At 68.1% G+C, this 24,487-nt stretch carries 22 protein-coding genes; 5 read left to right on the top strand and 17 right to left on the bottom strand.

Features of this window, described 5'->3' with window-relative positions:
• Positions 1-64 precede the first annotated feature (64 nt).
• A complete protein-coding gene (locus tag OG804_RS07725) occupies positions 65-1,417 on the bottom strand; it encodes a cation:dicarboxylate symporter family transporter (protein ID WP_328395351.1) in 1,353 nt (450 codons plus the stop codon).
• A 126-nt stretch (positions 1,418-1,543) separates the two neighbouring features.
• Here OG804_RS07725 and OG804_RS07720 point away from each other — a divergent pair, with 126 nt between their 5' ends.
• The gene (locus OG804_RS07720) at positions 1,544-1,672 is read left to right on the top strand and encodes a hypothetical protein (protein ID WP_328395349.1); all 129 of its coding nucleotides are present in this window, start codon (positions 1,544-1,546) and stop codon (positions 1,670-1,672) included.
• A 7-nt stretch (positions 1,673-1,679) separates the two neighbouring features.
• On the opposite strand, the gene OG804_RS07715 is transcribed toward OG804_RS07720, so the two are convergent.
• The 4 genes from OG804_RS07715 to OG804_RS07700 all read right to left on the bottom strand — a co-directional run bounded on the left by OG804_RS07715 (position 1,680) and on the right by OG804_RS07700 (position 4,515).
• The gene (locus OG804_RS07715; RefSeq protein WP_328395347.1) at positions 1,680-3,353 is read right to left on the bottom strand and encodes a VWA domain-containing protein; all 1,674 of its coding nucleotides are present in this window, start codon (positions 3,351-3,353) and stop codon (positions 1,680-1,682) included.
• Between the two features lie 108 nt (positions 3,354-3,461).
• Entirely contained in the window at positions 3,462-3,710 is a 249-nt protein-coding gene (locus OG804_RS07710; RefSeq protein ID WP_328395345.1) for a WhiB family transcriptional regulator, read from the bottom strand.
• 26 nt (positions 3,711-3,736) lie between these two features.
• Positions 3,737-4,285 carry an HNH endonuclease gene (locus OG804_RS07705; protein WP_328395343.1) on the bottom strand — a complete coding sequence of 183 codons (549 nt, stop codon included), beginning with the start codon at positions 4,283-4,285 and terminating at the stop codon, positions 3,737-3,739.
• A gap of 65 nt (positions 4,286-4,350) precedes the next feature.
• Positions 4,351-4,515 (bottom strand): hypothetical protein, encoded by a 165-nt coding sequence (locus OG804_RS07700; protein ID WP_328395341.1) that lies wholly within the window; start codon positions 4,513-4,515, stop codon positions 4,351-4,353.
• Positions 4,516-4,856: 341 nt separating this feature from the next.
• On the opposite strand from OG804_RS07700, the gene OG804_RS07695 reads away from it, so the two are divergent.
• From OG804_RS07695 to OG804_RS07680, 4 genes are all read left to right on the top strand, one after another.
• Positions 4,857-7,046, top strand: coding sequence for a malate synthase G (locus tag OG804_RS07695; RefSeq protein ID WP_328395339.1), 2,190 nt, complete (start codon positions 4,857-4,859; stop codon positions 7,044-7,046).
• A 189-nt stretch (positions 7,047-7,235) separates the two neighbouring features.
• Entirely contained in the window at positions 7,236-7,991 is a 756-nt protein-coding gene (locus OG804_RS07690) for an NAD(P)H-dependent oxidoreductase (protein WP_328395337.1), read from the top strand.
• A gap of 169 nt (positions 7,992-8,160) precedes the next feature.
• Complete coding sequence (locus OG804_RS07685; RefSeq protein ID WP_328395335.1) at positions 8,161-9,855, top strand: hydrogenase maturation protein; 1,695 nt, start codon at positions 8,161-8,163, stop codon at positions 9,853-9,855.
• Between the two features lie 156 nt (positions 9,856-10,011).
• Complete coding sequence (locus tag OG804_RS07680) at positions 10,012-10,851, top strand: MHYT domain-containing protein (RefSeq protein ID WP_328395333.1); 840 nt, start codon at positions 10,012-10,014, stop codon at positions 10,849-10,851.
• Here the strand turns inward: OG804_RS07680 and OG804_RS07675 are convergent.
• The 12 genes from OG804_RS07675 to OG804_RS07620 form a co-directional block, all read right to left on the bottom strand.
• Positions 10,811-11,605, bottom strand: a complete 795-nt coding sequence (locus OG804_RS07675; protein WP_328395331.1) for a helix-turn-helix transcriptional regulator — start codon at positions 11,603-11,605, stop codon at positions 10,811-10,813. The genes OG804_RS07680 and OG804_RS07675 overlap by 41 nt on opposite strands.
• Positions 11,602-12,579, bottom strand: coding sequence for an alpha/beta hydrolase (locus tag OG804_RS07670; RefSeq protein WP_328395329.1), 978 nt, complete (start codon positions 12,577-12,579; stop codon positions 11,602-11,604). Before OG804_RS07670 ends, OG804_RS07675 begins: the two co-directional genes overlap by 4 nt.
• Before the next feature lie 576 nt (positions 12,580-13,155).
• Positions 13,156-14,733, bottom strand: coding sequence for an LVIVD repeat-containing protein (locus tag OG804_RS07665; RefSeq protein ID WP_328395327.1), 1,578 nt, complete (start codon positions 14,731-14,733; stop codon positions 13,156-13,158).
• 263 nt (positions 14,734-14,996) lie between these two features.
• Positions 14,997-15,203: a DUF397 domain-containing protein gene (locus tag OG804_RS07660; protein WP_328395325.1), complete on the bottom strand. Its 207-nt coding sequence runs from the start codon at positions 15,201-15,203 to the stop codon at positions 14,997-14,999.
• Positions 15,200-16,081: a helix-turn-helix domain-containing protein gene (locus tag OG804_RS07655; RefSeq protein WP_328395323.1), complete on the bottom strand. Its 882-nt coding sequence runs from the start codon at positions 16,079-16,081 to the stop codon at positions 15,200-15,202. The genes OG804_RS07660 and OG804_RS07655 overlap by 4 nt, the downstream gene beginning before the upstream one ends.
• 524 nt (positions 16,082-16,605) lie before the next feature.
• A complete protein-coding gene (locus OG804_RS07650; protein ID WP_328395321.1) occupies positions 16,606-17,505 on the bottom strand; it encodes a 3-methyladenine DNA glycosylase in 900 nt (299 codons plus the stop codon).
• Positions 17,502-18,566, bottom strand: a complete 1,065-nt coding sequence (locus tag OG804_RS07645; RefSeq protein ID WP_328395319.1) for a hemolysin family protein — start codon at positions 18,564-18,566, stop codon at positions 17,502-17,504. Before OG804_RS07645 ends, OG804_RS07650 begins: the two co-directional genes overlap by 4 nt.
• Positions 18,559-19,956: a hemolysin family protein gene (locus tag OG804_RS07640; protein ID WP_328395317.1), complete on the bottom strand. Its 1,398-nt coding sequence runs from the start codon at positions 19,954-19,956 to the stop codon at positions 18,559-18,561. The genes OG804_RS07645 and OG804_RS07640 overlap by 8 nt, the downstream gene beginning before the upstream one ends.
• Positions 19,957-20,235: 279 nt before the next feature.
• Positions 20,236-21,672, bottom strand: coding sequence for a GuaB1 family IMP dehydrogenase-related protein (locus OG804_RS07635; RefSeq protein WP_328395315.1), 1,437 nt, complete (start codon positions 21,670-21,672; stop codon positions 20,236-20,238).
• 49 nt (positions 21,673-21,721) lie between these two features.
• On the bottom strand, positions 21,722-22,999 hold the full coding sequence (locus tag OG804_RS07630; RefSeq protein WP_328395313.1) for a DEAD/DEAH box helicase: 1,278 nt from the start codon (positions 22,997-22,999) through the stop codon (positions 21,722-21,724).
• Between the two features lie 103 nt (positions 23,000-23,102).
• Complete coding sequence (locus OG804_RS07625; RefSeq protein WP_328395311.1) at positions 23,103-24,041, bottom strand: M56 family metallopeptidase; 939 nt, start codon at positions 24,039-24,041, stop codon at positions 23,103-23,105.
• Between the two features lie 38 nt (positions 24,042-24,079).
• Positions 24,080-24,469: a BlaI/MecI/CopY family transcriptional regulator gene (locus OG804_RS07620; RefSeq protein WP_328395309.1), complete on the bottom strand. Its 390-nt coding sequence runs from the start codon at positions 24,467-24,469 to the stop codon at positions 24,080-24,082.
• Between the last annotated feature and the right edge of the window lie 18 nt (positions 24,470-24,487).

The following is a 24,487-nucleotide window of genomic DNA, read 5'->3' as shown; positions in this document are numbered from 1 at the left end:
GGTTCCGGAGAAACGGAACACGGCCGGGGCCGGTATCCGGGCTCGGCGGAGTCACCGGGCGATTTCAGGCCGAGACGAGAACCTGCGTGCCGGTCTCTTCGGCGGGGCCCGTTTCGTGGTCGTCCACCATCGTCTGCTCGTCGAACGGCAGCTTCCGGTCCAGGACCGCACGCACCTGCTCGGAATCGATTGTCCTGGTCCAGGTCCCGATCAGCAGGGTGGCGACCGCATTGCCGGAGAAGTTGGTGAGCGCACGGGCCTCGGACATGAAGCGGTCGATGCCGACGATCAATCCGACACCGTCGAGCAGTTCGGGCCGGTGACTCTGCAACCCGCCCGCCAGCGTGGCCAGCCCGGCGCCGGTGACACCGGCCGCACCCTTGGAGGCCACGATCATGAACACCAGCAGGCCGAACTGTTCACCCAGGCTCAGCGGCTGCCCCATCGCGTCGGCGATGAATATCGACGCCATGGTCAGGTAGATGGCGGTGCCGTCCAGGTTGAACGAATAGCCGGTCGGCACGACCACACCCACGGTGGTGCGCTGGACCCCGATGTGCTCCATCTTCGCGATGAGTCGCGGCAGGGCCGATTCCGATGACGAGGTCGCCACGATGAGCAGGTACTCGCGTGCGAGGTACCGGCACAGTTTGAAGATCGACACCCGCGAAACGATCCGCACCAGCACACCGAGAACCCCGAAAACGAACAGCAGGCAGGTCAGGTAGAACGCGACCATCAGGGTGGCCAATTGGACCACGGCGTCCAGCCCGGTCCGGCCGACCACATTGGCCATCGCGCCGAACGCCCCGATCGGAGCCAGCCAGAGGATCATCGCCAGAATCCGGAATACCAGTTTCTGGATCAGCGCGACACCGCGCAGGATCGGCTCACCGGCCGAGCCCATGGCCTGCACCGCGAAGCCCACCAGCAGCGCGACGAACAACGCCTGCAGCACGCTGCCCGCGGTGAGCGCGGAGACCAATGTCGTGGGGATGATGCCGTGGAGGAATTCCACGGTTCCGCCGGCGCCGTGCGCCTCTTCCGCGTAATGCACGCCCTGGCCCGCCGAGTCCGCGATGTTCATCCCGGTGCCCGGGTCGAGCAGATTGCCCACCAGCAGACCGATCCCCAGGGCCACCGTCGACATCACCAGGAAGTACCCGATGGCCAGACCACCGACCTTGCCCACGGTGGTGGCCGCGCGCACCGAACCGATGCCGAGCACGATCGTGCAGAAGATCACCGGCCCGATCATCATTTTGATCAGGTCGACGAACATCGTGCCCAACGGCGCCAGCGCCCGGCCGGTGCCCGGCGCCAGCCATCCGATCAATATTCCCGCCAGCACGGCGACGATGACCGCCAGGTAGAGCCAATGGGTGCGATCCCGCCGCGTTCGAGTCCGGTCTGTCATGACCCGACCTCCTCCTGAGTCGTAGTACATGGGCGAGGTGAACCCGCCACCACGCCCTGTGCAGAATGATGGACTGATACGTGACGGCCGTCATGCTTTCGTGCATTTCGTTCAGCGGAGGAGCTCGTGCGAACCGGTCGATGGTCCCTGGCGGGACAGGTCTTCGCCCTGCAACCGGTGCTGGGATTACGGCCGGACCGGCCGCCCCAGAACCCGCTACCGCTGGCGGCGACCCCGGGCGGGCGGTCCGGATGAGCGCTGCTCAGGGTGTGGTGAGCGCGCCGACCATCGCGGTGCCGAACTCGAGGTCGTTGCTGCTCGGCAGGACCTTGTAGGTGCCGCCGGTGCGTTCGCTCAGGGTGCGCAGCGTATCGGCGCCCGCACCACCGACCACGATGACATCCACCCGGATCGGGGTCGCCGGATCACCCGCGTCCTCGATCGCGGACAGCAGTTCCTCGCCGCTGAGCGCGGAACCGTCCTCGGGTCCGTCGGTGACGAGCAGGATCGAGTTGGTGCGGTCGGCAGCGTAGGAGTCGACCGCGTTCCGGTACGCGGCGAGCAGCGCCGGATAGCATTCGTCGGTGGTGCTGGAGGTCGCCCGGATAGAACCCAGCGAACCCATCAGGGTGTCGCGCTGCCGGTCGTCGAGGCGGGCGGTGTCGGCGATGACTTCGTAGGGGTTGTCCCCGCTCACGTTCTTGCCGAACGTCCAGATCCCCAGACCGAAGTCGGGCGGCATCACATTGAGGGTGGAGGCCAGCGCACCGACGGTATTGGCCAGTCGGGTGAGATCACCCTCGGTGGTGCTCATCGAGGCCGAGACGTCGAGGAGTGCGGTGGCGTGCACTCCCAGCACCGGGTGGGCGAGGGCTTTTCCGAGTCGATCCAGCGCGGCCCGCGGGGGTGCCGCCACGGCGTCGGCAGGCGGCGCGGCGAACCCGGCTGCGACGAGATCGCGCTGCTGTTCGGGCTTGCGCAGGTAGTCGGCGAACAGGCCGGCGATCAGGTTCTGTGTTTTGTCGACCCAGGGGCCGGCCATGAGCGCGGCCGGATAGTCGGCCACCGGGGCGGCTCCGACGGGGATGTAGAACGTCGCGTTACCGTTCGCCGCGAGCAACCGCTGAGTGACCGGTACCGCGTGCACCGAGGCTTCGGCCGGGGCCGCGGCGGACAGTGTCGTCAACGCCGCCGAGATATCGACGGCCTCGGGCGCGGCCGCGGCCAGGCCCGACACCGCGGAGATCGCTTGACCGGACGTCGCCGCCTCTTCGGTCAGTGGATCGGTGCCGGAAACCGCGCCCGCGACCGCGGCGGCGACGGCGAGCGTGGTATCTCCCGGCGGCAGCGCGAGTTTCAATCCGTCCCAGCCGGGGAGTCCGATCTGCTCCAGCGAACCCTGTTGCAGCCGTGGCAGATCCGCCCAGGAGGTCTGGGTGGCGCCCAGTGCGTGCCGCAGTATCTCCGGGACCGCGAGCACGATCGGACTGGACGCGATGGATTGCGGACTGCCCTCGATGAGGCCGGGGACCCGCATGGACTCGATATTGCGGTGGGAAATCGGGATCCACAATGCGGGCCGGGGGCCGAGCACCGGATTCCAGGTGGCGTTCGAGGTGAACGCGGCGACCATATCCGCCGACGGACGTTCGGTGACGACGACCTTTGCGCAATGGTCGCGGACCACCGGATGGGTCTCGTTGTAGCGTGCCGCGATGGTGCGGACGGGATCGGCGATCTCCGGATCGGCCGTGACATCGAGGATGGCCGCACCCTCCACGCAGGATCCCGAACCGGAGGCCGTCGGATCCACCGGATCCGCGCCCAGTCTGGACCATCCGAAAACGACGACGACCAGTACCACCACGACACCCGCCGCGATCACCGGTCCCTTGCTGATTCTCCGGGAAGTGCCGGTGCTGCGATGGGTACCCACGGGCAGTCAGTCTAGGTACCGGAGCCCCGCTGTGACGCACCACGGTCACGACTGTGGGGCCGCGTTCGGCACGCGGCCCCACCGCGGTCGGGCCCGGTTTCCGGCCGGCTATTCCCGGACCATCGTGCCCCGGTCGAACTCGTGCCCGCCCCAGACCCCGGACTGGCCGGTCCGCTCGGCGAAGGCGCGGCACTCGGGCCGGATCGGGCAGCGTCCGCACACTTCGCGCGCGTACGCGAAATCCTGGGACGGGTACGGGAACCACGCCTCGTGGTTCGAGTCGCCGCGGCATGCGGCGCGCTGCCATTCGCGGCTGTCGGACAGGGGCAGCAGATCTGCCAGAATCTCGACGGTCATATCGATCCCTCCTTTCGCGGATCGCCTCAGGGTGTGGCGGCGAGTTGTCTCCATACCCGCCGCTGTACGCGGGCCAGCGGATCGGGTGCCCGGGGTTCCCAGAGCAACCGCATACCCGCCTCGTCCGGGGTGCGGTCCGCTTTACCGGTGTTGCAGGTCGCGCAGCAGGCGATCAGGTTCTCCCAGGTGTTGGGCCCGCCCCGGCTGCGCGGGCGGATGTGGTCGACGGTGTGCGCGCGGTCGCCGCAGTATCCGCACCGGTTGCCGTCGCGCCGCAGGACCGCGGCGTGGGTGGTCCGGGCGCCCGGGTTGCGTACGGAGATACGGGCCAGGTACCGGTAGCGGACCAGCCGGATCGTTTCCGGCAGCATGATCTCGGTGTGCTGCGACCGGATCGGGAAGTAGGGCCGGCGAACCACTACGGACTCGGCGATCCCGGTGGTCAGCAGCACCACCGCGCGATCGGCCGGGATCTCTGCCAGCGCTTCGAAACTGGCGTTGAGTACCAGTACGCGGGTGTGTATCCAATTGTCCGGAGTGAGCGTCGCCGCGGTGGCGGCAGCGGGTATCGGCATGGGGATCACCAGGTTTCGACGGCCCGGTCACCCGGGACTACAACAGGAACGAAGAGTGCGGACGGTCAGCGCCGCCGCGGGAGGAGCCGGTCGATCACGAGTTCGCCGGCGGCGGGTTTCGGCTGTCGCGACGGATCGCCGTAGCCGGCCATCGGCCGGGACCGCATCTCGGCGTACCGCGCGGATCCGGCGATCGACCGGGTGCTATCGGCCGGTGCGACTGGATACAAGACCACTCCTCCTTTCTCTGTGTCGTAGACCTGCCGTGTCGGCAGACCGGGTGGAATACATGGTGGCACAGCGCAGTAACACCTGTCGGCCCATTTATTTCGGGCACCGGTGCGGGCGCCTGCACAGAGCGGGATCGTCCGTGCGCGGTGCCCCGGCCGAACGGCGTGAAACGCGGCGCCCGGGCCTTCCCGCGTCCGGGTCACGGCCGGCGGCCCGGAGTAGAGTCCGGGCCTGGAAGGCAGCCTCTGCCGACGTGCTCACCCGGCGATCGGAGCAGCGCTACCGGTCGGTAACATAAGTGTCGACTTTTCACCCGGCATTCGCGGAAGTGAGGCAAGTAATGACAGAGCGGAAAAAGGTCGGCGGGCTCGAGGTTGCCACCGTTCTTCACGACTTCGTAGAGAACGAGGCCCTCCCCGGCTCCGGCATCGATTCCGCCGCGTTCTGGGCCGGCGCCGAGCGGATCATCACCGAGTTCGCCCCGCGGAACCGGGCTCTGCTCGCCGAACGCGACGAAATCCAGGGCAAACTGGACGCCTGGCACAGCGAAAACCCGGGCGCGAACTACGACAAGGCCGCGTACAAGCAGCTCCTGGTCGAGATCGGCTACCTGCAGCCCGAGCCGGCCGATTTCGCCATCGGCACCGGCGGCGTCGACGACGAGATCAGCAGTACCGCCGGTCCGCAGCTGGTGGTTCCGGTGAGCAATGCCCGATTCGCCGTCAACGCCGCCAACGCGCGCTGGGGCTCGCTCTACGACGCGCTCTACGGCACCGACGCGATTCCGGAGACCGGTGGCGCGGAGAAGGGCAGCGGCTACAACAAGGTTCGCGGTGACAAGGTCATCGAATGGGCCCGCAACTTCCTCGACGACTCGGTCACCCTGATCACCGGCTCGCACATCGGCTCGACGTCGTACGCGATCGTGGACGGCGAGCTCGAGGTCGGCCTGGAGGACGGCACCACCATCGGACTGGCCGACGCCGGCCAGCTGGTCGGGTACCTCGGCGACCCGGCCGCGCCCCGGTCGATCCTGCTGAAGAACAACGGCCTGCACATCGAGATCCAGATCGACCCGGAGTCGCCGATCGGCAGCACCGATAACGCGGGTGTGAAAGACGTGGTCATCGAGTCCGCGGTCACCACCATCATGGACTTCGAAGACTCCGTGGCAGCGGTGGACGCCGAGGACAAGACCCTCTGCTACCGCAACTGGCTGGGCCTGATGAAGGGCGACCTCGCCGAGGAGGTCACCAAGAACGGCAAGACCTTCACCCGCACCATGAACCCCGATCGGGTCTACACCGGGCTCGACGGCTCGGATGTGGTGCTGCACGGTCGGTCGCTGCTGTTCGTGCGCAATGTCGGTCATTTGATGACCAGCGACGCGATCCTCGACCCCGAGGGCAACGAGGTGCCCGAGGGCATCCTGGACGGCATCATCACCTCGCTCATCGCCAAGCACTCACTGCGCGACGATGTGGCGCTGACGAACAGCCGCACCGGTTCGGTGTACATCGTGAAGCCGAAGATGCACGGACCCGACGAGGTGGCCTTCACCGATGACCTCTTCGCCGCCGTCGAAGACGTGCTCGAGCTGCCGCGCAACACCCTCAAGGTCGGCATCATGGACGAGGAGCGCCGCACCACCGTCAACCTGAAGGCCTGCATCAACGCGGCCGCCGACCGGGTGGTGTTCATCAACACCGGCTTCCTGGACCGCACGGGCGACGAGATCCACACCTCCATGGAGGCGGGCCCGATGATCCGCAAGGCGGAGATGAAGACCCAGCGCTGGATCTCGGCCTACGAGGACTGGAACGTCGACACCGGTATCGCCGCCGGGCTGCCCGGCAAGGCCCAGATCGGCAAGGGTATGTGGGCCATGCCGGATCTGATGGCCGGGATGCTGGAGCAGAAGATCGGGCACCCGAAGGCCGGCGCCACCACCGCCTGGGTGCCGTCCCCGACGGCAGCCACCCTGCACGCCACCCATTACCACCTGGTGGACGTGTTCAAAAGGCAAGCCGAGATCGCCAAGGGCGGGGCACGCGCGAGCGTCGACGATATCCTGCAGATCCCGCTGGCCGCCGATCCGAACTGGACCGAGTCCGAGAAACAGCAGGAGCTGGACAACAACTCGCAGTCCATCCTCGGCTATGTGGTGCGCTGGATCGACCACGGCGTCGGATGCTCCAAAGTGCCCGATATCTCCGATATCGGCCTGATGGAGGATCGCGCCACCCTGCGGATCTCCAGTCAGCTGATGGCCAACTGGCTGCGCCACGGCGTGGTCACCACCGACCAGGTGGTGGCGAGCCTGGAGCGGATGGCGCCGGTGGTGGACCGGCAGAACGCCGGTGACCCCGGTTACCGTCCGATGGCGCCGGATTTCGCGGGCAGTGTGGCGTTCCAGGCCGCTAAGGACCTGATCCTCGAGGGCACCGCGCAGCCCAACGGTTATACCGAGCCGATCCTGCACCGCCGCCGCCGTGAGGCCAAGGCACTGGCGGGCAAGAACGAGTCGTAAGCGACCGTAGCCCCCGCGCGCAGTCCCCGACCGAACGGTCGGGGACTGCGCGCGTTCGCGGCGAAATCAACTGCCAACGGTGCGGGCGGCGCGCCCGGGCAAGGTTCATCGTCGGCCCCGGGCCTGCGGCGGGTGGTTGCGGCCCGGTCGCCAGGAATGTTCACCACCGAAACGGATGTTGCCCGGTGCGTGAAGGTTTTGATCGTGTACGCACACCCGGAGCCCGATTCGCTGACCGGGACCTTGAAGGATGTGGCAGTCGAACAGTTGCGGTCGGACGGGCACGAGGTCCGGGTGAGCGACCTCTACGCCATGGGCTGGAAGGCGCACGCCGACGCCGCCGATTTCGGCTCGGTCGCCGAGACCAACTTCATGCTGGCTTCGGGGGAGGCGTTCGAGAACGGGACGCTCGGTGCCGACATCCGGGCCGAGCAGGAGAAACTGCTCTGGGCCGATACCGTGCTCCTGCATTTTCCGCTCTGGTGGTTTTCCATGCCCGCCATTCTCAAGGGCTGGGTGGATCGTGTGTTCACCTGCGGATTCGCCTATGGGGCAGGCGGGACCGCCATCCCGCGCTACGGCGACGGCACGCTGGCCGGGCGGCGGGCCATGCTCGTGGTCTCCGTCGGCGGACGGGAACCCGCCTATTCCGATCGCGGGATCAACGGGCCGATCGAGGATCTGCTGTTCCCCATCCACCACGGGATCCTGTACTACCCCGGGATGGACGTGCTCGCGCCTTTCGTCGTACACGGCACGATCCGAATCGACGACGAGGGGTTCGCGCGGATCGCCGGGGAGTTGCGCGAGCGGCTGTCGTCGCTCGAGAAAGACGAGCCGATCCGATATCGGCGGCAAGCGGGCGGCGACTACGACCGCGGCCTCCGTCTCGAGCCCGGGCGCGAGACTTCGGGGGCCACCGGATTCGGGTTGCATATCGCGTAGCGGGTCGTCGACGGCGATCCCGCGCACCCCGCCGGGACGCGATTCCGTTCGGGCACTGGGTGGTCCGTGGGGGCCCGGGCTGCGGCCGGACCGTCGTACGACTAGCTTTGTCGAGTCGAGACCATATCTGGGGAATGAGCGGATCAGTCCCCGTCGATGGAGGAAAAACGTGCGTGTCCTGCTGGTCGCCAGCGCTTTCAACAGTCTCACCCAGCGCGTTCACACCGAACTGCGCTATCGCGGGCACGAGGTGGCGGTCGAGCTGGCGCTCGGGGAGGATCTGCTGCGGGCCCGGGTGGCCCGTTTCCGCCCCGACCTCATCGTCGCGCCGATGCTCACTACGGCCATCCCGGAAGACATCTGGACCGAGCACACGGTTCTGATCGTGCATCCCGGACCGAAGGGTGATCGCGGGCCCTCCTCGCTCGACTGGGCGATCAGCGAGGGCGCGCGCGAGTGGGGTGTCACCGTCCTGCAGGCCGTCGAGGAAATGGACGCCGGGCCGATCTGGGCCTCGCACTCTTTCCCGGTGGCGGACTGCGGAAAGAGCGAGCTCTACCGCAACGAGGTGTCGGACGCGGCCGTCGCGGCGGTGTTGCTGGCGGTCGAGCGGTTCGCCGCCGGCGATTTCGTGCCCGAGCCGCTGGACTACGGCCGCCCGGATGTGCGAGGCCGGTTGCGGCCCTACCATTCCCAGGAATATCGCCGGATCGACTGGTCGACGGAGACCACCGCGGACGTGTTGCGCAAGCTGCGTGCCGCCGATTCCCAGCCGGGTGTGCTGGACGAGCTGTACGGCCGTGAGTACTTCGTGCACGGCGGCCACAACGAGGACCGGTTGCGCGGCGCCCCCGGCGCGGTGATCGCCACCCGCGACGGCGCGATCTGCCGGGCCACGGTCGACGGCGCGGTCTGGTTGCCGCAGTTGCGGCCGCGCCGGATTCCCGGCGGGCCCGCGACGTTCAAGCGTCCTGCCGTCGACGCTCTCGGCGCCGACCTGCCCACGGGCACGCCGGAGGTCGCGGTCACCCCGGCCGACGCCGCTGTGCGCGACACTTGGTCGGAACTGCGCTACCGCGAACTGGGTTCGGTGGGGTACCTCGAGTTCTCCTTCGCCGGCGGCGCGATGAGCACCCGGCAGTGTCGGCGCTTGCTCGCGGCGTACCGGCAGGCCTGCGCACGGCCGATCAGGGCGATAGTGCTGGGCCCGGACCGGGACTTCTTCTCCAACGGCATCCATCTCAACGTCATCGAGTCGGCCGACGATCCGGCGCAGGAATCCTGGCACAACATCACGGCGATGAACGACCTGGTCGAGGCGATTCTCACGACAACCGACCGACTCGTGATCTCGGCGTTGCCCGGTAACGCCGCGGCCGGCGGCGTGATGCTGGCACTGGCCGCCGACGAGGTGTGGTGCCGGGAGTCGGCGGTGCTCAACCCGCACTACCGGTTGATGGGTTTGTACGGGTCGGAGTACTGGACGTATTCACTGCCGAAGCGAGTCGGCGCCGCCGAGGCCGCCCGGCTCACCCGGGAGACCATGCCCGTCGGCGCGCGATCGGCCGCGGACTCGGGTTTGGTGGATCGCGTCGGCCCGGGGGATACGCACGCGTTCGGCGCCTGGGTGCGGCACGAGGCGGCGCTGCTGGCGGATTCGCCGGAACTGGAGAACCGCTTGACCGCCAAGAAACAGCTGCGTGCGGCCGATGAGGCCGCCAAACCGCTGGCGGAGTATCGGGCGGAGGAGTTGGCGCAGATGCGCCGGAATTTCTTCGACGAGGGCGAGCCGTATCATCAGCTGCGGCGAAACTTCGTCTACAACGTCACGCCGCCTGCCACTCCGGCGTACCTGCTGAGCTGACCCCGGACATTCCGTCCGTAGCTCAGTTGTGACATCAAGTGGCGGATATCCATCGACCTGAGGTGAAATTTTTACTCTGCAGGCCCCCTCGGGCCGTGCCGAACTATTGTTCATCCGGTCTTGTTTCGGAAATCGACTAGTACAGCGGAGTTACACGTGCAGCTCGAGCACTTCAGCAATGGGTGGGTGACACCAGTCCTCGCCTACCTCATGTCGTTCATCGGGTCGGTGTTGGGCCTGCGGTGCGCGGTGCGCGCGCGGTCGTCCGAGCAGGCCGGCGGCTGGCTGGTCGCGGCGGCCGTCGCGCTGGGCGGCGCGGGCATCTGGGTCATGCACTTCACCGCGATGCTCGGCTTCTCCATCGGCGGCGCGACCATCCGCTACGACATGCCGCTGACCCTGCTCAGCGCGGCGATCGCCATCGTCGTCGTGCTGATCGGGCTGGCGATCGCGGTGCGCGGGCATCGGGAGGCGATCGCCCTTCCACTGGGCGGGTCGATCACCGGAATCGGCGTGGCGGCAATGCACTACCTGGGTATGGCCGCGATGAACAGCGGTGTGTCCATGGAATACGGTACCGGGCTGGTCCTGCTGTCCCTGCTGATCGCGGTGGTCGCCGCGACGGCGGCGCTGTGGTTCATGCTGCATGTGAAGGGCTGGGCCAATACCATCGGCGCGGCGCTGATCATGGGCGTCGCGGTGTGCGGTATGCACTACACGGGAATGGCCGCGATGAGCGCCCACCACGGCGACCACGATATGACCAGCGTGCCGGAGGGGGTCGCGCCGGTGGAACTGCTGACTCCGCTGCTCACGACCGTGGCGTTGGTGGTCGTGGGTCTGGTCGTACTGGTCGGTGTGGCCGAACTCGAGGTGCGCTCCACGGCCGCCGCGAATCCCGAACGGGAGTCCGGTGACGGCGATACGCTCACCACCGATCCGGCCACGCTCGCCGTCAGTGGTCGCGAGTGGCCGCGCCAGCGGGCCGACTGGTAGGACCGGAAGCTTCCCGGGGCGGTGCCTTCCGTTTCGTGGGCGGGCGCGTCAGTGCAGCCAGCGTGGCCGGCTGCACCGCGCCGGCCGCGGCCGAACCGCGCAGTAGTTCGGCCAGGTCATGCGGCCGAGCCGGCTCCCCGGTCGGCGTAGCGGCAGTGATCCGGTCCAGGCGGAAGCCGCGGCCGGCTCGTCGCTCGCGACACCAGGCGATGAGGTACCACCGGCCGTCGGCGGTGAGCAGGCCGGCCGGTTCCACGGTGCGGTCGCTTTCCCGCCCGGCGGCGTCGATGTAGGACAGGCGCAGGACCGTGTTGGTGCCCAGGGATTGCTCCACCGCGCCGCGGACCACGGTGTCGGTGGCAGGCGGCAGCGAAACGAGCTGTGCGGCGAGTTGCTGTGCCGCCACCGCGGCGGGGCCGGTCATCGACGCCGCGATCTTCTGGGCCGCCGTGCGGGCAGCGCCGGCGTACGGGGTGGCCGCGTCGGCGGCGGCGAGAGCGATGGCAAGTGCCGAGGCTTCCGCGGCGCTGAACCGAATCGGGCGCAGGGTCATCTCCGGGTCGATCGACCAGCCCCCGCCGCGCCCGGCTGTGGCGCGTACCGGGACGCCGGTCTCCATGAGCGCCTGGAGGTCACGCTGCACAGTGCGTGGATTCACCTCGAATCGTGCCGCGAGCGCCGCGACCGTCAGCGAGCGCGGCGCGGCCGCCCGCAACTCTTCCACCAGCGCATAGAGCCGAGCAGTGCGGTTCACGCCCCGACGCTACCTTCCCGTGGCGGCCGTAGGTCCCGCTCGCCCGTGGTAGCCAGGAAGTCCCGCTCGCGCCGCAGTTCCCGCTCGGTGACGGTCAGCGGAAACAGGGTGAAGCCGTGCATCGCACCGGCGACGACACCGAGTTGCACCGCCGCGCCCGCGGCCTGCCACCGCTGCGCCAGGAACAGCGAGTCGTCCAACAGCGGGTCCTCGGTGCCGACGACGATCCGGGCGGGCGGGAGCCCGGACAGGTCGGCGAACAGCGGGGAGACCGCGGGGTCGCGCCGCTGCTCCGCGCCCATCGCCGGGGTGAACAGCGCATAACTGCCCCGCAGTGAGTCCGTATTGCTCAGCAGCCGTCGTGATCCGAACAATCGTTGGCTCGGCGTCATCGACAGGTCGTAGGGACCGAAGAGAAGGTTGGCCGCGCCGAACGCGCCGAGGATGCCGTGCCGATCGCGAAGGCGTAGCAGTGTCACGACACTCAGGTGGGCGCCGGCCGATTCACCACCGATCAGCAGCCGCCGGGTGCCGAACTCGGCTTCGGCCCGTTCCACCAGCCATAGCGCGGCGGCGGCACAGTCGTCGGGCCCCGCGGGGAAGGGATGGTCCGGTGCGAGGCGGTACTCCACGCTGACCACTGCCAGCCGTGCCTGCTCGGCGAGCCGCCACAGCCGCGCGTCCTGCCCGTCGGCCGACCCGAATGCCCAGCCTCCGCCGTGGATGTGCAGGTATACGCCGTCGACGTGGTCGGGGACGAATACCCGGACCCGCACGCCGTCCGTGATGACACGGTCTCGGCCGTGCGGCAGCCGCACCGGCGGGGTGTCGCCACCCAGCCGGTTACGGCGCAGAGTGGCCAGCCGGATCGCGTCCGGCGTGCCCGTGCGCGCGGGGCGTTTCGCGGCATCAGCGGCGAAACGCTCGTTGAAATCCAGAGTCTCGGCCAGGACATCCTCGTCGGTGATCATCATGCTGTCGACAGTCGCAGCCGTCCGCGACAACACCCTGTCACCTTTTCCTGGAGATCCGCGTCACAGATAGCCGACGCGCAGGCCAGACGACCGCCCGATCCGGTCATTGATTCAGGTCACGGGGCGTCGGGATGTCCTGGCAGGGACATGCGGCCGCGGCCCGTTTGTCGTACCCGGCGCCGGACGCCTACTCTGGGCCGCCGTACGTGCAAGCTGAAGTGAGGATTAGTTCGAATGGGTAGTACCGTGCTCGACATCGCCGCGCTCATCGTGCAGCGCGCCGGAGATTTCTGGAACTGGATCGCCACCGGATCGGCGGGATTCCCGCCCCTGTGAACGAGTAGTCGATCGAATCGGACGAGCCCGGACGCTCTGTGCGTCCGGGCTCATCTGTCCACTGGACCGGGTTGCCCCGGCGAGGGCGCGACAGCCGCCGGGTAGTGAGACGCGCACGCGCGCACCAGGACGAGCCCCGGTAACGCGGTGCGGTGTTCTGGGTGACCTGGACAGGTGGTGTACGGCCTCGCACAGTGGACGGCCGGTGTGCCGGGCTCCGCGCACGAGGGTCGCCGCTGCTCACGAACCCACGGTGGATCGCTGATCCGCGGGCGCCGAATACACCGATTCGTCGACGTGCAGCACCATGAACCCGTTATCCGAGCAGGTGACGAACAGCTCGTTGCCGCGCCACTCCGGTGGGGACATGCACCAGTCGGTGGAGATATCGCCGAAGGCGAGTTTCCCGGTACGGGAGCTCAGTGCCTGGGAGGGATCGAACTGGCCTTCGAGGACCGCGCGCGCCGCGCTCGGGGCTGTCATCGCCGGGATGCCGAGCAGCGAGGCCAGCGCGTGCGGTGAATTGACGAGTTCGAGGTTGCGTCCGGTACGTGCGGGCGGGTTGAAGTAGGCGACCTCCCGGATGGCGTGCGGATCGCGGATATCGAACACCCGGATGCCGGACGAGATCCAGCCGCAGGCCAGTGCTGTCGGATCCACCGGGCGATCGGCCGCGCAGTAGTGCGATTCGTAGGCGAAGATCGAACCGCCCATGGACGAACTGATATTGCTGTCCAGGTGCTGCGGAAGGTTGATCTCCAACTTGATCTTCGTCACCACCCGGGGGTCGGCGTCGTCGGAGATATCGATGAGTTTCACTCCGCCGGAACCGCCCTCGTCCACCGTGTAGACATAGGGTGTGCCGTCATAGGTGACCGGGATGCTGTGCTGGGTGGCCCAGCCGTCCGACCAGAACATCCGTCCGAGGTGCTGGACCTGCGGATTCGGATCGCGCCGCTGAACCGCGCTGATATCGAGAACGGTGACCCCGCTCAGCGCCGACAGGTACAGCCGGTTGCCGTCCGGACTGACCCCGAAACCGTGGGCCGTGAGCCCGGTCAGGCCCTGCCAGACGACCCGTGGATTCGCCGGGTCGGTGAGGTCGACGGCGCTGAGGAATCCGGGGGTGATCCCGGAGGCCCAGTAGGTGTTGCCGTCGGGGGAGAAGCCGCCTTCGTGGGTGGTGATCGGCAGCGGCATACCGAGGTTCGTGCCGGGCCCGGGATTGAGCAACCGTGGATGCGCGCAGTCGGAGATATCGTAGACCGACAGGTATCCGGCGCCGACCAGCAACGGAACCCCGGTGCCCACCAGCAGTTTCCGCTCGGCGTTGACCTTGAGGCTCTCCCAGGTGCCGGCCACCATGGCAGGTTCGTTCAGTGTCGCCGTCGGTTGCGGATGCGCCGGATCCGAGACGTCGAGCACCTGGACCCCGCCGTTCTGGTGCAGCAGGTTACCGGGGAAGAAGGTCCCCATATAGGCGCAGTGTTCGAAGCTGGTGGAGGTGATACCGGCGCCGCGGCCGGCGAACTGGCCGACCATCGACATATTGCAGCGGTATCCCTGCGTGCTGCGCCCGCTGTCGCGGTCGGCCGCCGGGACATCGCCCTGCAGACCGGGTTCGGGCATCGACCCCGGCCCGCAGTCGGCGCGGGGCACCGACGTACGGCCGATATCGAGGAATTCGCGGACCTCGTTCTGGATATCGGACTGCAGATCGGCCGCCGCGCTGCCCGGCAGCATGACCGCGACGACGATACCGACCGCCCCCAGAACCAGCGACCTGGTCCCACGCAGTTTCCCGAAGGGACGCTCCATTGCATCCTCACGCTTCCCGAGCAGTCTCGCTCGACCCGGCACCCGGCAGGCATTCGGTACACACCCCGGAATTTGTCCAGTGATGGTAACTATCCGGGACGCGCGGGATACGGGTTTTCGCGAACAGCGGGACCGGGTCTTCGAAAGGTCACCGATCGGAGTCGCGCTCTCGGCAAACGAAACGGGCCGCCGCAACCCCACTTCACGGGTAGTGCGACGACCCGGGGAACCTGTCCTCGGTGGGGCTCTTCGCGTTTACCGGGTTACGCGCGATCGAACTCGCTGTTCTTCGCGCCGTGCAGGAACGCGTCCCATTCGCCGGGGGTGAAGATCAGGGCGGGTCCGTTCGGGTTCTTGCTGTCGCGCACGCCGACCATGCCGCTGTCGAGGTGGGCGGCTTCGACGCAGTCCTGCTTTCCACCGCTGCGCGTGCTCTTGAACCACTTTGCGCCGGACAGGTCCATCATCATTGCTCCTTCGCTACCTGCAGCATCAGGTCCCTGGATGCCGACGCGGACAACGCTACATGGCGAATTCGTTGAGCCTCTTGTGAGTATTTGTCGACCTCGGACGCACGCTCCATATATAGGCCGCCGGACAGGCCCTCCATGTAGGCGACAGGGGGCTCCTGGAGCTTGGACGTGGGAAGAGGCGGGAAGCTGAACAGGACGAAACTGCCTGCATTCAGCCCGTACGGAATGTCCTGTTCCGAGGGGACGATGCGGATCTCTACGCTGGAATCTTCAGAACGCTCGATCAGGTGCTTGATCTGTCCCTCCATCACTGCGGATCCACCGACGCCGTAACCGAGAACGGCCTCTGTCAGTAGCGCTTCGAATCGGAAGTCGTCACGCTGAAGGAGGTCTTGTCGGCGCATCACTACATCGAGGATGCGTTCTGTCTCGTCGGGGGAGCTGTCCGGAACTGTGGCCCACGTCAGAGCTCGGCGGTATTCGCGCGTTTGGAGCAGGCCCGGAACTACTGCTGTCTGCCAAGACGTAACCCAGTTCGCTGCCTCTTCCAGAGCCAGGTAATGGTCGAACCCCTTCGCGATCGCATCGTCATACGCTCGCCACCACCCGCTACCGGACGGGCTCGATGCCCGGATTTCCTGGGCGAGATCGAGTAGGAGTCGACGTTCGGAATCGCTGGCGTTGTAGACGTTGGCCAGGGCGTTGAGGCCGAGGTCCATCACCTTGGTTACTCGCCCGTCCTCGATGCGGCCGTAGGACTGCGGTGATATCTCGGCGACCCGGGACGCCGCCGATTGTGTCAAACCTGCTCGCTCCCGCAGTTTTCGCAGTTGGCGGCCCAGAGCGCGCCGCGGGAGGGTAGATCCATTGGACATATCGTTCCCTTTGCTAACCGGATGCGTGGAATATGGAAAGCTCCATGTCGAAAGCGCTGTGGTGAAAATCCGAAACTTCCCCCTTGGATCTGCCACCGTCCTGCTTTCAGATCCTTTGCGGCAGAGGTCTACTGAGGAAGCACGCGGCGCAGGCCCACCCCAGTGTCGTTGGGGGACACCGGATCGACGCCAGGAAGGCCGAGAGCCGGTGGTCCAATCATTCAGTTGGTCGCTGATTCCCTGTTGGACCCTGCGTCGGGTGCACTCCAAAATTACGCCAGGAACAGGGGATTCGTCATGCATACCATGGGTTCGGGAAGTGCAGCAGCCACCGGATGGCCGATGCAGCTGTACCCGCGCGGCCATCGCTGGCCGATGGACTACCTCCGTGGTGAGCGGGCGAGATGATGAGCAGTGCTGTACTGGTCCAGCTGGCGCTGGGTCTGCTCGGCCTCACGGTGGCTCTGTACTGGCCCGACTGAAGGTACTTCCGACCGGGCACCCCCTCGACCGGTGGGGCGCTGTTATGCCGGGAGCTGGGCCAGCAGACCTTCGCACGCGTCGAGCAGTCTCGAGCGCAGAATCGCCGCCCTATCCGCGACCTCGGACTGACGGCGGACGTATTCGGCACGGCCGGAAGGGGTTTCGATACAGATCGGATCGTAACCTTGCGTGCGCAGATCGTAGGGGCTGGCCCGCATATCGAGTTCGCGGGCGTCCCGGGCCAGCGCGAAACAATCCAGCAGCAGATCCGAGCCGATCAGCGGGCTCAATTTGAAATTCCATTTGTACAGATCCATATTTGCGTGCAGGCAGCCCGGCTGCTCGGTGCGGATCTGGTCGTCGCGGGTGAGCTGCCGATTGTTGCGCCCCACCGCGTCCGGAGCGAAGAACCGGAACGCGTCGAAATGGGTGCAGCGCACCGGCATCGACTCGAACACGGCGTCTGTGCCTGCCGCGCCGAGCCGCAGCGGCACCGAATCGTGGCGGAGCGCCCCGGTCCGGTACACCATCGCCCATTCGTGCAGCCCGAAACACGACAGCTGGGCCGGTCGGTTCGCGGTCGCGCGCAGCAGGCGGACGATATAGGTCACCGTATCTGCCCGTGCGCGTAGGAATTCCGGATCGGCGGTGACCGCCGGGCCTGATTCGGCGCCTGCCCGATCGATCCGGTGGTACCCGCGTAGCCCCACGTAGTCCGCGGCGCCGGTGAGCGCGATACCGAATCCGGGATGCCACCGGCGCAGCTGAGCGGGTTTGTGCCCGTAATAGGTGAACAGGAAATCGAGCACCGGATGTTTCGCCCCGGCGGCCCGGGCCCGCAGGTACGGGCCGGCCAGGGTATCGACGCGGTCGCGGTGCGCGGCGGCGCGTGCACGCCACTCGGATCCGGCCAGGACCGAGCGGGTGTCCGCTGCTGTCATTCCGCCACCCGGTGCGTGGTATCCCGGACAGTGCCGACGAACTCTTCGACGAGATCCTCCAACGCGACGATGCCGACCGTGTTGCCCCGCGTGTCCACCACCCGGCCCAGATGACTGCTGGTGCGCCGCAACCGCGCTAGCGCCTCGTAGAGGGTGGTGCCCATCAGCACGGTGGGCAGCGGCCGGATGTCGGTGCGCGGGATCACGGTGCTCGGGCCCGCGGTTTCGTCGGAGACCTTGTCCAGGACATCCTTGACATGCAGATAGCCGACCAGCGAGCCGTCGTCGGCGCGCACCGGGTAACGGGAGAAACCGGTTTCGGCCACGGCGGTCTCCATATCGCCCAGCGTGGTGCCGTCGGCCCACAGCGGGACCGTGCGCGCCCGGTCCAGCGGCACCATGACTTCGGCGACGAATCGTTCACCGGTGCCGAGCGCCTGGGTGAGACGCCGGTGCTCCTCGGCGTCGAGCAGGCCTTCGGACCGCGATTCACCGATCATCTCGGCGAGTTCGTCGCTGGAGACCGCGGACTCGAGTTCGTCCTTGGGTTCGATACGCAGCATCCGCAGGCTCAGGTTCGCGGCGAAGTTGTAGATCGCGATGAGCGGCCGGGCGATCCGCAGCCACGCCAGATGCAGCGGTACCAGCAGCAGCGCACTACGTTCCGGACCGGCCAGCGCGATGTTCTTCGGGATCATCTCACCCAGCAGGATGTGCAGGATCACCACGATGGTCAGCGCCAGCACGAACGACACCGGATGCAGCAGCGATTCGGGCAGGCCGGCCAGTTCGAACGGCTGTTCCAGCAGGTGGGCCACCGCGGGTTCGCCGACCCGGCCGAGCAGGATCGAGCAGATCGTAATGCCCAGCTGGGCGGCGGCCAGCATCATCGACAGATTCTGGCCGGCCCGGATCACGGTGTCGGCATTGCGTTTCCCCTGCGCGGCGAGCGCTTCGAGCCGGTCGCGGCGCGCGGAGATCAACGCGAATTCCGCGGCGACGAAGAAGGCGTTGCCGGCCAGCAGGAACACGGTGAACAGCACGGCGAGCAGGTCACCCATGGTGTGCCTCCCGCCCGGCCGGTTGCTGTTCGCGTCCGGCGATGGCATCGGCGTCCACCGGTACCAGGCGGACCCGGTCGACCCGGCGTCCGTCCATCCGCTCGACCCGGGCCAGCCAGCCGCCCTGCCCGTCGGGATGGCGGCGGTCGTGGCCGCGACGCAGCGGCAGGATCACGGTATCGCCGGTCACCGGAATCCGGCCCAGGCGGGTGAGCACGAGACCGCCGAGGGTTTCGTATTCGCCCTCGGGGGCCGCGTATCCGGTGGCCCGGTCGACTTCGTCGATCCGCAGCAGGCCGGAGCAGTCCCAGCCGTCGGACACCCGGCGCACGTCGCGTTCCTCTTCGTCGTGTTCGTCGCGGACATCGCCGAGGATCTCTTCGATGATGTCCTCCATGGTGACCATGCCCGCGGTGCCGCCGTATTCGTCGACCACCAGCGCGACCTGCATACCGTCGGCGCGGACCCGTTCGAGCACCTCGTCGCCGTCGAGGCTGGCCGGTACCACCGGAACGGGTTGCGCGATCTGGGCCAGACCCACGCGGGCCCGGGTGGGTGCGGGATGGGTGAAGGCCTGCTTGACGTGCACGACACCGAGGGTGTTGTCCAGGTCGCCGTCGATCACGGGGAAGCGCGAGTAGCCGGTCCGCGCCGCGGCCGCGAGCAGATCACCGATGGTCGCGGTGCGATCCAGCGCTTCGATCTTCACCCGCGGGGTCATCAGTTCCTCGGCGCTGCGCTCGCCGAACTGCAGGGACCGGTCCAGGAGCTGGGCGGTGCGCTGGTCCAGGGCGCCGCGCCGGGCCGAGGTGCGCACCAGCGATCCGAGCTCCTGCGGGGAGCGCGCCGAGCGCAACTCCTCCGCGGGTTCCACTCCGAAGCGGCGCACCGCCCAGTTGGCCGTGCCGTTGAGGAATTGGATCATGGGTTTGAACACCGCCGAGAACGCGACCATCGGACCCGCGGTGGCGCGGGCGGTCGCCATCGGGGCGGCGATGGCGATGTTCTTGGGGACCAGCTCGCCGTAGATCATCGACAGCGAGGTGGCCAGAATCAGAGCGAGCACCAGCGAGATACCGGTGACCGCGGAATCCGGGATCCCTACCAGCCCGAACAGTGGCTCGAGCAGCCGTGCCAGCACGGGTTCGGCGATATAGCCGGTGATCAGGGTCGTGATGGTGATGCCCAGCTGGGCGCCGGACAACTGGAAGGAAAGGGTGCGGTGCGCCTGCCGGACCGCGCGCGCCCGGACATCGCCCTCGCGGGCATGGGCTTCGACCGTGCTGCGCTCCAGCGCCGTGAGGGAGAACTCGGCGGCCACGAACAATGCGGTGCCCGCGGTGAGCGCGACGAATCCGATCAGACTGAGAACGGTGAGTGCGATTGCCATATCACCACCACCCGGCGGACATCGGCGTCAGCGATGCGAACGGGGCCGGATGAGGGGGGAGGGTCGTACAAGGGAGGACGCCGGGTCTGTCACCCGGCTCGATAGATGAGCCCTCCTGAGTGGCGCCCTCGGACGCGGGTGACAACTGGTTCCTTTCGTCCTGACGACAGCGGCCGGCGGTCGCCGGCGACTCTCATGCTACCCGGACCCCGCGTGGGGGCGCAGGGTCCGGTGGGTGTCGTGGCCGCGTGGCGGTTGCCTCGGTGGTGCCGGTGCGGGTCACCATCCGCCGGGCAGCGGGCGGCCCTCCGCGAAGCCGGCGGTGGACTGCACACCGACCACCGCGCGGTCGTGGAACTCCGCCAGGGTGCGGGCGCCGGCGTAGGTGCAGGCGCTGCGGACCCCCGAGCAGATGTGGTCGATGAGGTCTTCGACACCGGGACGTTCCGGGTCCAGCTGCATCCGCGAACTGGAGATCCCTTCCTCGAAGAGGGCCTTGCGGGCCCGGTCGTAGCCGTGGTCGGCGACGGTGCGCGCGGCGACCGCGCGCTTGGAGGCCATCCCGAAGCTCTCCTTGTAGGCATTGCCGTCCCGGTCCATCCGCAGATCGCCCGGGGATTCGTAGGTACCGGCGAACCAGGACCCGATCATCACATTGGACGCACCGGCCGCCAGGGCCAGCGCGACATCGCGCGGGTGCCGAACTCCGCCGTCGGCCCAGACGTGGGCGCCGAGTTCGGCAGCCGCGGCGGCGCATTCGGCCACGGCGGAGAACTGCGGCCGACCGACGCCGGTCATCATGCGGGTGGTGCACATGGCGCCGGGTCCGACCCCGACCTTGACGATATCGGCGCCGGCCGCGATGAGGTCGCGGGTTCCTTCGGCCGACACGGTGTTGCCGGCGACGAGCGGGACGCCCAGATCGAGATCCCGGATGGCCCGGAGCGTCTCCAGCATTTTCACCTGGTGACCGTGCGCGGTGTCCACCACCAGTGCGTCGGCGCCGGCGTCGACGAGTGCTTTGGCCTTGGCCGGGACGTCGCCGTTGATCCCGACGGCGGCCGCGATCCGGAGCCGGCCCTCGGTGTCCACCGCGGGCGTGTAGATCCCGTGCCGCACCGCGCCGGTGCGGGTGAGCACACCGGCGAGGGTGCCGTCAGGCGCGAGCAGTACGGCCGGCCCCACGTGCGCGGCTTCGAGACGATCGAAGATATAGGAGGGTTCGGCGGTTGCCGGGGCGGTGACGAAATCGGTGGTCGCGATCTCGTGCAGCCGGGCGAACCGATCGACGTCGGCGCAGGCGGCCTCGGTGACCAACCCCACCGGCCGACCGTTGTCGACCACCACGACCGCGCCGTGCGCCCGTTTGTGGATCAGCGCCAGCGCATCGGAGACCGAATGATCCCCGGTGAGCGTGACCGGGGTATCGGCGATCAGCGACCGGCTCTTGACGAACGCGATGGTCGCGGCGACGGCACTGTTGGGCAGGTCCTGTGGAAGCACCACCAGGCCGCCGCGCCGGGCCACGGTTTCGGCCATCCGCTTGCCCGCGACGGCGGTCATATTCGCGACCACGAGGGGAATGGTGGTGCCGGAGCCGTCGGCCGTCGCGAGATCGACATCGAACCGGGAAGCGATATCGGTGCGGTTCGGAACCAGGAAGACGTCGTTGTAGGTCAGGTCGTACGGCGGGTGATGTCCGGGGAGAAACTGCACTGCGCCCATGGTAATCGGGATGGCTGTCCGGCGGGCGGCCGCGACGGATTCACTTCGCCGGGCGGCGGCGGGGCCGGTGTGCGGGCGGCGGATTCGCGGTGCCCCGGCGGCCGCGCCCCCTGGTCTCGGGCCTGCGCGTGCGCCCGCGGTCGGCGGCGGCCGCGATCGCAGGAGCCTCCGTGGCGGCCGGGCCGGGAGGAGTGCGCGCACCGGTGAGCCGGTGTAGTTCCCGATCTCCCGGGCGCACCCGGTGCTCGACCACGTGCACACCGGCCGCGCTGGTCAGCGCCTCGACTTCGGTGCGCTGGTCCGGGGTGACCACGGTGATCACAGTTCCGGTCGCACCCGCCCGGGCGGTGCGTCCGGCGCGATGGACGTAGTCCTTGGCGTCGGCGGGCGGATCGGCGTGGACGACCAGCGATACCGCGTCGACATGGATACCCCGTGCGGCGATATCGGTCGCGACCAGTGCGGAGATACCGCCGTCGGCGAACGCCGCGAGGGTCCGGATCCGCCGATTCTGCGCCTTGCCGCCGTGCAGGGCAGCAACCCGTATCCCTTGGTCGCGTAGTCGGCGGGTGAGTTTCTCGGCGCCGTACTGGGTGCGCGAGAACAGCAGGGTGCGCCCGTCACGTGCGGCGAGTTCGGCGAGGACGGCTGGTTTGTCCGCGGTCTCGACGTAGAGCAAGTGGTGGGTCGCGACGGCGGTATCGGGCTCGGGCGCCACGGAATGCGTCACGGGTGCGTGCAGATACCGGCGCACCAGGTCCTGGACGGAGTCGTCGTCCAGGGTCGCCGAGAACAGCAGCCGCTGCCCGTCGGCGGGAACGAGGTCGAGCAGTTGGCGGACCTGGGGCAGGAAACCGAAATCGGCCATGTGATCGGCTTCGTCGATCGCGGTGACCTGAACCGCGTCCAGTACGGCGGCGCCCTGTTCGAGCAGATCGGCGAGTCGGCCGGGGGTGGCGATCAGCAGGTCCACGCCGCGCAGGAGTTTCGCGGTCTGCCGGACCATGGGCATACCGCCGACGGCGGTCCCCAATCGCAGACCGAGGGCGAAGGGTTCCAGGGCCTGTTCGATCTGCAGGGCCAGTTCCCGGGTCGGCGCGAGGATCAGGCCGCGCGGGGCCCGTGCGATCGCGGGCGCCCCCGCGAGGCGCGCGAGCATCGGCAGACCGAAGGCGAGCGTCTTACCGGACCCGGTGGGGGCCCGCCCCAATACGTCACGGCCGGCCAGCGCGTCGGGAACGGCGGCCACCTGGATGGGCAGCGGGTCGGAGATGCCTTCCCGGTGCAGCGCCTGCACCGTGAGTACGGGCAGTCCCAACCTCGCGAAGGGTGGGGGAGTGCGGGCGGCGCCGGAACGCGGCTCGGCAGGGCCCTCTGCGCCGGTCTCCGGCGCCTGCCGCACTCGTGGCGGCGTGCGGCGGTCAGGCACGGAACAACCGGCTCAGTTCGACCAGCCAGGGGATCGCGACGGACAACGTCGGCACGACGAGGATCGCGATCGACGCCAGGTACGCGGCGCCGGCGATCCGGATATCGCCCAGCGGGCCGGCCAAGCGCTGGATCCGGATCAGGGTGCTGGGCCCGCCCACCGCGAGAGCGCCCTGCGGGGCGGTCGATTTCGAGCACGCCACCAGCGCCCGGGCCAGCGGTTTGGGGCCGGTGACCTTGACCGCGGAATCGTCGGCGAGTAGTTCGATGAGCAGTTTCACCGAGTCCAGCGCGGATTTGCTGCGCACGAAGCGGGGGAACGCCTCGTGCGCGGCGGTGAACGCTTCGAGGACCAGGTCGTGGCGGGCCCGTAGATGGGACCGCTCATGGCTGAGGATCGCGGTCAGTTCCTGTTCGTTCAGGTTGTCGAGGGTGCCCGCGCTGACCACCACCCGCCGTCGCAGACCCGGCAGGCAGTAGGCGATGGGCTCGGTGGCCGACAACACCCGGATATCGGCGGCGCGCCGGACCGGACCGCTCTGGTCGAGGAGATCCACCAGCATGCGATGACGCGCCCGCCGCCTTCGGGTGTGGATTCCCACCCGGATCGAGGCGTATACGAGCCGGGCGCCGACCAGCAGGGTCAACATGAACACCGACACATAGGCCAGCCACAGCGGCAGGCCCAGTGCCTCGATCTCATCGGTGGGTTTGGTGGTGGGGCGGCCGTCGTGCCCGGGGACCAGGAGCTCGGCCGCGATGGCGAGCCCGGAACTGAAGGCGCTGAGCACCGCGGCCAGCGCGATGGCCTGCCAGAGTACGAGGGCGGCGCGCGGCACGCGGTAGGTCCAGGTCGCCCGGCTGAGTGATTCCGGGACGGGACCGGCGAGAAGCAAGGCAAGTACGGCGAAGGCCGGTGCTGCTGCGTTCATCGACTCTGCTCACTGCGTTGTGGGGCCAGGGTCCGAGATCACTGTCCAGGCGGGGTGTCCTCGGTTGCTTCGAGCTTAGCGAGTGCGTCCCGCAGAGCGGCGGCCTCGTCCTTGCCGACCTGTTCCACGAAGTGCACCAGGGCCGCAGCCCGGCTGCCGGCCTCGTCGGCTTGTTGCAACGCGTCCATCATGAGACCGGCGACCAGCTCGTCGCGGGTGTGTACCGGAGCGTACCGGTGGGCGCGATCGTCGCGCCGCTGCACTACCAGATTCTTCTTCGCGAGACGTTGCAGCACGGTCATCACCGTGGTGTACGCGAGTTCGCGGCGCGCCGACAGGGCCTCGTGCACCTGCCGGACCGTTTGTGGTTCATCGGTCGACCACAACTGGTCCATAACCGCTTTCTCGAGTTCACCAAGTCCAGCCATCTTTCGATTTTACGACTT

This window comes from Nocardia sp. NBC_00416, from assembly GCF_036032445.1.
Classification (GTDB): domain Bacteria; phylum Actinomycetota; class Actinomycetes; order Mycobacteriales; family Mycobacteriaceae; genus Nocardia.
This window is presented reverse-complemented; position numbering and strand designations above follow the sequence as displayed.

Excerpts from the sequence above, each read along its gene's own strand:
- OG804_RS07725 (WP_328395351.1), bottom strand. The coding sequence starts at position 1,417 with ATGACAGACCGGACTCGAACGCGGCGGGATCGCACCCATTGGCTCTAC.
- OG804_RS07710 (WP_328395345.1), bottom strand. The coding sequence starts at position 3,710 with ATGACCGTCGAGATTCTGGCAGATCTGCTGCCCCTGTCCGACAGCCGC.
- OG804_RS07705 (WP_328395343.1), bottom strand. The coding sequence starts at position 4,285 with ATGCCGATACCCGCTGCCGCCACCGCGGCGACGCTCACTCCGGACAAT.
- OG804_RS07695 (WP_328395339.1), top strand. The coding sequence starts at position 4,857 with ATGACAGAGCGGAAAAAGGTCGGCGGGCTCGAGGTTGCCACCGTTCTT.
- OG804_RS07670 (WP_328395329.1), bottom strand. The coding sequence starts at position 12,579 with ATGATGATCACCGACGAGGATGTCCTGGCCGAGACTCTGGATTTCAAC.
- OG804_RS07665 (WP_328395327.1), bottom strand. The coding sequence starts at position 14,733 with ATGGAGCGTCCCTTCGGGAAACTGCGTGGGACCAGGTCGCTGGTTCTG.
- OG804_RS07660 (WP_328395325.1), bottom strand. The coding sequence starts at position 15,203 with ATGATGATGGACCTGTCCGGCGCAAAGTGGTTCAAGAGCACGCGCAGC.
- OG804_RS07655 (WP_328395323.1), bottom strand. The coding sequence starts at position 16,081 with ATGTCCAATGGATCTACCCTCCCGCGGCGCGCTCTGGGCCGCCAACTG.
- OG804_RS07650 (WP_328395321.1), bottom strand. The coding sequence starts at position 17,505 with ATGACAGCAGCGGACACCCGCTCGGTCCTGGCCGGATCCGAGTGGCGT.
- OG804_RS07645 (WP_328395319.1), bottom strand. The coding sequence starts at position 18,566 with ATGGGTGACCTGCTCGCCGTGCTGTTCACCGTGTTCCTGCTGGCCGGC.
- OG804_RS07640 (WP_328395317.1), bottom strand. The coding sequence starts at position 19,956 with ATGGCAATCGCACTCACCGTTCTCAGTCTGATCGGATTCGTCGCGCTC.
- OG804_RS07625 (WP_328395311.1), bottom strand. The coding sequence starts at position 24,041 with ATGAACGCAGCAGCACCGGCCTTCGCCGTACTTGCCTTGCTTCTCGCC.
- OG804_RS07620 (WP_328395309.1), bottom strand. The coding sequence starts at position 24,469 with ATGGCTGGACTTGGTGAACTCGAGAAAGCGGTTATGGACCAGTTGTGG.